7 protein-coding genes are annotated in these 8240 nt (G+C 62.0%); 2 read left to right on the top strand and 5 right to left on the bottom strand.

Annotated elements, in window-relative coordinates; translation table 11 throughout:
- Positions 1–262 precede the first annotated feature (262 nt).
- A complete protein-coding gene (locus tag V6M61_RS19605; protein ID WP_332778277.1) occupies positions 263–808 on the bottom strand; it encodes a carboxymuconolactone decarboxylase family protein in 546 nt (181 codons plus the stop codon).
- A 125-nt stretch (positions 809–933) separates the two neighbouring features.
- On the opposite strand from V6M61_RS19605, the gene V6M61_RS19600 reads away from it, so the two are divergent.
- On the top strand, positions 934–1797 hold the full coding sequence (locus V6M61_RS19600) for an AraC family transcriptional regulator (protein WP_332778276.1): 864 nt from the start codon (positions 934–936) through the stop codon (positions 1795–1797).
- A gap of 30 nt (positions 1798–1827) precedes the next feature.
- Here the strand turns inward: V6M61_RS19600 and V6M61_RS19595 are convergent, their stop codons facing one another.
- Positions 1828–2364, bottom strand: a complete 537-nt coding sequence (locus tag V6M61_RS19595; protein WP_332778275.1) for a DUF1415 domain-containing protein — start codon at positions 2362–2364, stop codon at positions 1828–1830.
- Positions 2365–2509: 145 nt separating this feature from the next.
- Positions 2510–4171, bottom strand: a complete 1662-nt coding sequence (ettA, locus tag V6M61_RS19590) for an energy-dependent translational throttle protein EttA (protein WP_332778274.1) — start codon at positions 4169–4171, stop codon at positions 2510–2512.
- Between the two features lie 348 nt (positions 4172–4519).
- Here ettA and V6M61_RS19585 point away from each other — a divergent pair, with 348 nt between their 5' ends.
- Positions 4520–6205 (top strand): DEAD/DEAH box helicase, encoded by a 1686-nt coding sequence (locus tag V6M61_RS19585; RefSeq protein ID WP_332778273.1) that lies wholly within the window; start codon positions 4520–4522, stop codon positions 6203–6205.
- A 215-nt stretch (positions 6206–6420) separates the two neighbouring features.
- On the opposite strand, the gene V6M61_RS19580 is transcribed toward V6M61_RS19585, so the two are convergent.
- A complete protein-coding gene (locus V6M61_RS19580; protein ID WP_332778272.1) occupies positions 6421–6975 on the bottom strand; it encodes a gluconokinase in 555 nt (184 codons plus the stop codon).
- Between the two features lie 29 nt (positions 6976–7004).
- A complete protein-coding gene (locus V6M61_RS19575; protein ID WP_332778271.1) occupies positions 7005–8201 on the bottom strand; it encodes a mandelate racemase/muconate lactonizing enzyme family protein in 1197 nt (398 codons plus the stop codon).
- Between the last annotated feature and the right edge of the window lie 39 nt (positions 8202–8240).

Here is an 8240-nt window from a genome sequence, read left to right as displayed (position 1 = left end):
TGGAGGTGCGAAGGGGTTCCATCGGGCGCAAATCAAGGCGCCTGCCGCCGCCCGCACTGATGTGCGGGCAAGGTAGGCAACGCCGAGTTGCGCCCGATGGGACCCCTTCCCTTCGGGTTGCGATCAAAAAGGCCATGCGCGGCGTTGCAAAGCCTTGTCGGGGGCCTACCCCGACAGCGTTTTGCGCCTTGCTCATGGCCTTTTTGACTCGCAACGCATCCTTCAATATTAGTGTGAACAGGCCCTAACCGGCTGTTGCAGCTCAGGCCGCGCTGCGCAACTTCACGGCCGGGAAATCAAGCGGCACGCTGAACGCCACGTTCACGTAATTGGTAAAGAGGTTCAGCGCCACATGCGCGAGGATCTCAACGACCTCTTCGTCGCTGAAGCCGGCCGTTCGCAGTGCCTGCACATCGGCGCCGGACACCTGGCCACGGGCGTTTACCAGCTTGAGCGCAAAGCGCAGTGCGGCGGCCGTCTTCGGATCGGATGATTCGCCGGACTGCGCGGCGCGCATTTCCTCCATGCTTGCGCCGGCCTTGCGGCCCAGCGCGGTGTGGGCTGCGAGACAGTATTCGCAGGCGTTGCAGTCCGCCACGGCAACGGCGATCTGTTCGCCGAGTTTGGCGTTGATGACGCCGCCGCCCAAGGCACCGAACGATCCCCACATGCTCTTGAGCGCAGCGGGTGAGTGGGCAACGGCGCGAAACATATTGGGTGTGGCGCCGAAGGCGGCGTGAATCTGCTCGAGCAGGGACTTGCGCTCTCCGGAAGCTGCGCTGGGCTCAACGAGGGAAATGCGGTTCATTTGAAACTCCTTGGGTGATGGGTGATGGATGAGGCGTGCTTGTTGCACTCAAGCAGTGTCATGGCAGAATCGATACAAAAAGATTCATTTAATCCATCAAACAATCCATTTCGTCCAGATTACTCATGTCAGACCTAACTGCTCCCGTTGACCGTCTTTCTTCCCTGCTGGAACGGTTCAGGGTGCGCGCCCATTTGTTTCACGCTGGGCCTCTGTGTGGGGTGACGCATTTCGCAGCCGAGCCGGGACGCGGCTTTCTTCATGTCTTGCGGCGCGGGAGCATGGTGGTCATGCATCGCCCCAGGCACGGTGCGCCGCGCAAAGTCGTGGTGAGCGAGCCGACGCTGTTGTTCTACCCGCGGCCGTTGGCGCACGACTTCCACAACGCGCCCGAGGAAGGCTCGGACTTCATTTGCGCCACACTGGACTTCGATGGCGGCGCCAGCCACCCGCTGGCGTGTGCATTGCCAGCACTGGTGGTGCTGCCTTTGCGCGAGGTGGAAGGCCTGGATCACACCTTGGCACTGCTTTTTGCGGAGACGGAACGGCTGCGATGCGGGCAGCGATTGCTGGCAGACCGCTTGTTCGAGGTACTTTTGTTGCAGTTGCTGCGCTGGCTGCTGGATCACCCGGATGAGGGCAGCCTGCCAAAAGGGCTGCTCACGGGTTTGTCGCATCCCAAGCTGGCGCGGGCACTTGTGGCGGTGCACGAGCGGCCCGGCCTGGCCTGGACGCTGGAGTCGATGGCGGAACATGCGGGCATGTCCCGCAGCGCCTTTGCCTCAACGTTCAAGGACCAGGTGGGCGAGACGCCTGCCGAGTATCTGCTGCGATGGCGCGTATCGATTGCGCAAAGCCTGTTGCGCAGCGGATGGTCGATCAAGGCCGCGGCGGATGAACTCGGCTACGCCAGTGCGTCTTCATTTTCACGGGCCTTCACGCAGACGGCTGGCGTGTCGCCCCGGGAGTGGTTGCGTTTAGCCGCCTGAAATTGCGGCGTTTCTGCCAGCCGTCAAAGCTTAAAGCCCCAAGGCCTTCCAGCCCTCATGGCCCAGCTTTTCCAGCGTCGCGATGTTCTGCTCGAAGATGGCTTCGGCTTCGGGGAAAGCCTCTACGGCACGCTCCACGCTTTCCTCGCGCAGCAAATGCAGGATGGCAAACGGTGCACGGTTGGTGTAGTTGCTGATGTCGTCAGGCTCGGTGCCGTCAAACTGGAACCGCGGGTGAAAGCTCGCAAGCTGCACCACGCCTTCCAGCCCGTGCTCGTCCACGACGCCTTCTGCGATCTCCAGGAAATCATTGAAGTCCAGGAAGTCCTCGAACAGCGTCGGATGAATCAGCAGCGTGGTGTCCACCTCCTCGGCAGGCGTGGCCACCAGCAGGTCGAGCTCGCGGTCCAGTTCCTCCAGCAAATCGTCGGCATGGCGGGCATGGCTGACCACCAGGCGTACCTGATTCTTCACGTACACCGCCTTGGCAAACGGACACAGGTTGAGCCCGATCACGGCTTTTTCGAGCCAGTGACGGGTCTGAGTCAGGACTTCGTCGTCGGTCATACCCATCTCCAGGGAGCTACACGCAACGGCCGTGGAGGCTCCGATTCAACCAAGCCAGGGCCGCGGAACCGGCTCTGCCGGGCCGCAGGCGCAGCGGCCCCCTCGGGGGGCAGGAAGCTACACGCAGTGAGCGACCGTGGGGGCATTATTTCAGCGCCTTGAAGCGCACGCGCTTGGGCTTTGCGCCCTCTTCGCCCAGGCGTTTCTTCTTGTCGGCTTCGTATTCCTGGTAATTGCCGTTGAAGAAGGTCCACTGGCTATCGCCCTCGGCGGCCAGAATGTGCGTGGCAATACGGTCCAGAAACCAGCGGTCGTGGCTGATCACCATGACGCTGCCGGCAAATTCGAGCAAGGCATCTTCCAGCGCGCGCAGGGTTTCGACGTCCAGATCGTTGGACGGTTCATCGAGCATCAGCACGTTGCCGCCGGCAATCAGGGTTTTGGCCAGGTGCAGGCGGCCGCGCTCACCGCCCGACAGCATGCCCACGCGTTTTTGCTGGTCGGCGCCGTTGAAGTTGAAGCGTCCCGCATAGGCGCGGCTGGGCATGGTGAACTTGCCGACGGTCAGCATGTCGAGCCCGCCCGAGATGTCTTCCCAGACGGTTTTTTCGTTGGCCAGGTCATCGCGGTGCTGGTCCACAAAAGCCATGCGGGCGGTCTTGCCGATCACCACTTCACCGCTGTCCGGCTGCTCTTTGCCCGAAATCAGCTTGAACAGTGTGGACTTGCCGGCGCCGTTGGGGCCGATGATGCCGACGATGGCGCCGGCCGGCACCTTGAAGCTCAGGTTGTCGATCAGCAGGCGGTCGCCGAAGGACTTGCTGACGCCCTTGAACTCAATGACTTCGTTGCCCAGACGCTCGGCCACCGGGATGAAGATTTCCTGGGTTTCGTTGCGCTGCTGGTATTCATAATCCGACAGCTCTTCAAAACGCGCCAGACGCGATTTGCTCTTGGCCTGGCGCGCTTTCGGATTCTGACGTGACCATTCCAGCTCTTTTTTCAGGGCCTTGGCACGGGCTTCCTCGCCCTTTTGCTCCTGCGCCAGACGCTCGCCTTTTTGATCCAGCCAGCTGCTGTAGTTGCCTTTCCAGGGAATGCCATGGCCGCGGTCCAGTTCCAGAATCCACTCGGCCGCATTGTCGAGGAAGTAGCGGTCGTGGGTAATGGCGACCACCGTACCCGAGTAGCGCTGCAGGAACTGCTCCAGCCAGTCCACCGATTCGGCATCCAGGTGGTTGGTCGGCTCGTCCAGCAGCAGCATGTCGGGCTTGGACAGCAGCAGGCTGCACAAGGCCACGCGGCGTTTTTCGCCACCCGACAGAACGCCGATCTGGGCATCCCAAGGCGGCAGGCGCAGCGCGTCGGCGGCGATCTCCAGCTGGTGCTCGGAATCCGTACCAGAGGTCGCGATGATGGCTTCCAGACGGGCCTGCTCGGCGGCCAGCGCATCAAAGTCTGCATCGGGCTCGCCGTAGGCGTGGTACACCGCTTCCAGTTGGGCCTTGGCGGCAAATGCCGCACCCATGCCGGCCTCGACACTCTCGCGCACGGTGTGTCCGGGGTCGAGCTTGGGCTCTTGCGGCAAGTAGCCGATGTTCAGGCCCGGCATGGGGGTGGCTTCGCCTTCGATCTCGTTGTCCAGGCCGGCCATGATCTTGAGCAGCGTGGACTTGCCCGAGCCGTTGGTGCCCAGCACGCCAATCTTGGCGCCGGGGAAAAAGCTGAGGGAAACCTCTTTGAGAATTTGACGCTTGGGCGGCACGATCTTGCCGACCTTGTTCATGGTGAAAACGTACTGAGCCATCAGGATTAACTTCTAAAAAGTGAAAAACAAAGCAAAAAAACGGGAAGGTTGTAGCTTTTTTACAAGCTGAACCACACGCCACCATCCGCAAGACTGGGCCAGAAAACATCTGATTTCCAGACCGTGATTTTTGGCGCGAATACCCTGATTATCGTTCCGTGCGACAATGCACGGGTTGCGGGCTCCAGTTGCCCCTAACATTTGGGCACATCTCGGGTACTACTTTCGGTAATTACTTACGGTGTTTTTGGCCCGACTTTTTGACCCCATCTGCCTTTGACTGGCGGGAAGCTTTCTCAAAAAAAGCACCCAACAGGCCGATCCTTAGCACCACACTGGTGCAACATCATGACATTTGAAAATCTGAATTTGGCCCCGGCCATTCTTAAGGCCGTGCTTGAGCAGGGCTATGACACGCCCACCCCCATCCAGGCCCAGGCGATTCCCGCCGTGCTGGCCGGTGGTGACCTGCTGGGCGGCGCCCAGACCGGCACCGGCAAAACCGCCGCGTTCACGCTGCCCCTGCTGCAGCGCCTGAGCAGCGAACCTGCCGTGAAAAACAAACGCGGCGTCAACGCTGTGCGCGCCCTGATCCTCACGCCGACGCGTGAACTGGCTGCGCAGGTGGAAGAAAGCGTGCGCACCTACGGCAAATACCTGGACCTCAGCTCCATGGTGATGTTTGGCGGCGTCGGCATGGGCGCGCAAATCGACAAGCTGCGCCGCGGCGTCGATATCCTGGTGGCCACCCCCGGCCGCCTGCTGGACCACGCCAGCCAGGGCACGCTCGATTTGAGCCAGGTGCAGATTCTGGTGCTCGACGAGGCCGACCGCATGCTGGACATGGGCTTCATCCACGACATCAAGAAGGTGCTGAACCTGGTGCCCAAGCAAAAGCAGTCCCTGCTGTTCAGCGCCACCTTCAGCGACGAAATCCGCGAGCTGGCCAACGGCCTGCTGCGCAACCCGGCCTCGATCCAGGTCACGCCGCGCAACACCACCGTCCAGCGCATCACGCAAACGGTGCACCCGGTGGGCCGCAGCAAAAAGAAGGCGCTGCTCACCCACATCATCAACGAACACAACTGGAGCCAGGTGCTGGTGTTCACGCGCACCAAGTTCGGCGCCAATAACGTGGCCGAGCATCTGACCAAGAACGGCATCTCGGCCATGGCGCTGCACGGCAACAAGAGCCAGACCGCACGCACCCAGGCCTTGCAAGGCTTCAAGAGCGGCGACATCCGCGCACTGGTGGCCACCGACATCGCCGCGCGCGGCATTGACATCGACGAGCTGCCGCACGTGGTGAACTACGAGATCCCCAACGTCAGCGAAGACTATGTGCACCGCATCGGCCGCACCGGCCGTGCCGGCAACAGCGGCGAGGCCGTGAGCCTGGTCTGCCTGGACGAAGAAGGCTTCATGCAGGACATCGAGCGCTTTACCAAGCAGAACATCGAAAAAGTGGTGGTACCCGGCTTTGAAGCCGAGCCCGGCGAAAAAGCCGAGCCGCTGGCCATGGGCCGCCAGACCATCTGGGGCGGTCTGGGCAAGCCGCCCAGCCGCGACGTGATGCAGGCCGCCGCCAAGGCAGCTAGATCCGAAATGATGCAGCGCATTCGTGACACCAAGGGCTCGCAGCCTGCACGTGGCGCGAACGGCAACGGCAACGGTGGTCGCGGTCCGCGCCCTGCCGGTGGCGGAAACGGTAATGGCGGTGGCAATGGCGGTGGTCGCGGTCGCGGCCCGGCTCAGCCCCGTCAAAACTCTGGCTACTCACAAGGTGGCCAGCCGTCAGGCCAGCCACGTCATGCGCAGGCGCAGGCGCCACGTCACGACTCGCGGAGCGAGCCCCGCAACGACTTCGACAATCAGCAGCCGGCCAGCCACGCCTCTTCAGGCTTCCCGTCTTCAGGCCAACCCACAGGCAACCGCAACAATTTCCGCGGAAACCGCTCCGGCGGCGGTGGTGGTGGTGGCCGGAGCAACGGGCCTCGTCGGTCGGGAAATTCTGGCTCGTTTACGGGCCGATAAAACCTGTACGGCGGTTCACTGCGTGGACCGCTCAAGCCGCTGATCCCGGGCAACTACCAGGCCATTGCGGCTACCGATGTGGCCGCCGCCTTGATCGGCGCTGTCCAGGCTGGTCAGCCGGGGCGCCGCGTGCTGCTGTCGGGCGAGTTGCAGTTGCGCTGAGTTTTCATGATTATTTTGGCCTCCAGCCCATGGAAATCCTGGGTTGAAAGCTATTAATTTAGTAGCACTCTGCGCGCGACAGTGACAGTGACAGTGTCCGCTACTGGCCACCGGGCAGCAACGGTGGCCACGATGTCCTCGGGCCGGCTCGCCACATCAAAGCTTTGCACATTTTCCTCCGCGTCCGGCGCTTCCAGCGTGCTGAGCTGGCTGGCCAGCAGTGACAGCGGCATGTAGTGGCCGGTCCTTGCTGCCATGCGCGCAGCCAGCAGCTCGTAGTCGCCATGCAGGTAGAGAAAATGCAGGTCGGGCGCGCCCTGGCGCAGGATGTCCCGGTAGGAACGCTTGAGCGCAGAGCACGACAGCACCAGACCCTGCCCGGCCAGGCGTGCTTGCCGGATGCGCCCGGCCAGCGTTTGCAGCCAGCCCTCGCGATCATCGTCGTTCAAGGCAATCCCTGCCGCCATTTGGGCCACGTTGCGGGCGGAATGCAAGGCATCGCCTTCAAGAAACTCCAGGCCCAGGGCTGCGGCCAGCTGGGAACCCACGGTGCTTTTGCCGCAGCCGCTGACCCCCATGACGACAAAAATATCGGAACGCATCACCATCCCGTTTTGCCCTCAGATGAAACGCAAAATCATGATGTTGACCACCGCACCGTCGCGTCGGCGCGCAAGTGCAAATCGGGCAGCAACTCCAGCCCCAGCCCGGGCTTGCCGTTCAGGCTGAGCATGCCTTTCGTCACTTTGGGCAACTCGGTCACCAGCTCTTTGTACCAGCCGGTGTAAAACGCGCGCACGCTCTCCTGGATCAGGGCATTGGGCGCATGCAGGGACAGATGGCTGGATGCCGCCCAGACCACCGGCCCGGTGCAATCGTGCGGCGCCACCGGCAGTTGCCAGGCATCGGCCATCGCCGCAATCTTGCGCGCCTCGGTCAGCCCGCCGCACCAGCTCAGATCCAGCATGGCCACACCCGCCACGCCGGTTTGCAGGTAATCCTTGAAGCCCCATTTGTAGCTCAGCGTTTCGCTGGCGCAAATCAGCGCGTCACAGTCTTTGGCGTATTGCTTGAGCAGGTCGAGCGAATCCATGCGGATCGCGTCTTCGTGCCAGAAGGTGTTGAAGGGTTTCAGGGCGCGCGCGATCTTTTGCGCCATCGGCAGCCGCCACAAGCTGTGAAACTCGACCATGATGTCCATCTGGTTGCCGACTGCTGCGCGAATTTTTCGGAAAGGCTCCAGCGCCAGATCCAGGTCCTGGTTGCTGATGTACTGGCCATCGCTTTTTTCGGCGGCTGGATCGAAGGGCCAGATTTTCATGGCGGTGACGCCTTCGCTGAGCAGGGACTCAGCCAGCTCATCGGCGCGGTGCAAAAACCCTTCCAGGTCTTCGTAAGGCCCGCTGTTCTGCCCAAGGCCCCAGTTGGCGGTGTTCTGGTTGACGGTGCTGCGCACGTACTGGTAGCCGGCACAGGTGTTGTAGATGCGGATGGCGTCGCGGCTCTTGCCGCCCAGCGCCGTGTACAGCGGCATGCCGGCCGCTTTGCCAAAAATGTCCCACAACGCGATGTCGATGGCGGAGTTGCCGCGGGTTTCCGCGCCGGAGCCGCGCCAGCCCAGGTAACCGGTGATGTCCTTGTTGCGCGCTTCGATGGCCAGCGGGTCCTTGCCCAGCAGCTTGGGTCCGGCCCACTCGTGGATATAGGCCTCTACGGCCGCCGCGCCCATGAAGGTTTCCCCCAGCCCCACCAGTCCTTCATCGGTATGAATGCGGGTCCAAATGATGTTGGGGAACTCACCCAGACGCAGGGTTTCGACTTTGGTGATTTTCAATTGAAGCTCCAAAAGAAAGCCGCAAGAGTCACCCCTTGC

It is taken from the genome of Polaromonas sp. (assembly GCF_036676035.1).
Taxonomy (GTDB): domain Bacteria; phylum Pseudomonadota; class Gammaproteobacteria; order Burkholderiales; family Burkholderiaceae_C; genus Polaromonas.
This window is presented reverse-complemented; position numbering and strand designations above follow the sequence as displayed.